This window comes from Campylobacter sp. US25a (assembly GCF_004379075.1).
GTDB lineage: Bacteria > Campylobacterota > Campylobacteria > Campylobacterales > Campylobacteraceae > Campylobacter_D > Campylobacter_D jejuni.
On sequence record NZ_RYYM01000082.1, the window covers coordinates 1 to 576 of the forward strand.

1 protein-coding gene is annotated in these 576 nt (G+C 29.2%); it reads right to left on the reverse strand.

Annotated features, from left to right (window positions below; genetic code table 11):
• Positions 1 to 576, reverse strand: a 576-nt coding sequence (locus ELQ12_RS09835) for an AMP-binding protein (protein WP_243834160.1), incomplete at both ends; no start/stop codon positions are given.

Genomic DNA, 576 nt, shown 5'->3' on the forward strand with positions numbered 1-576 from the left:
GAAGGTACCCAAAATATAGTGCTTACTTTTTCTTTTTCAAGGCATTCTAAAATTTTATTTGGAAAGGCAAAAAGATGATTAGGTAAAAGATGTAAAGTCGCTCCTGATTTTACACTTGAAAAAATATCTAAAATGCTATTGTCAAAATAAAATGGCGCTTGATTGGCTAAAATTTCATTCTCATCAAATTTAAAAGTCTCACACACCCAAAAAGTATAATCAATCACACTCTTATGAGCTATGCTTACTCCTTTAGGAATGCCTGTGCTCCCGCTAGTAAAGAAAACATAGAGTAAATTAGTATCTATGTGTTTTTCTTTTGCATTTTTTATTAAATTCTCATCTATATCAAAACTTTCAAAGTCTTGTGTATAAAGCGTAGGTAAATTTAAGTTAAAATTTAAATCCTTTGAAGTAATAAAAAGCTTAGGTTTTAAAACCTCTATAACTTTTTCTACTCTTTCTTTAGGACTTTTTTCATCTAAAAGGGTATAAAAATTTCCACTTAATGCCACTCCAAAAAATGAAATCAAACAATCAATCCCTTTAGGTAAGATGATTAAAACAGGAGCTTGA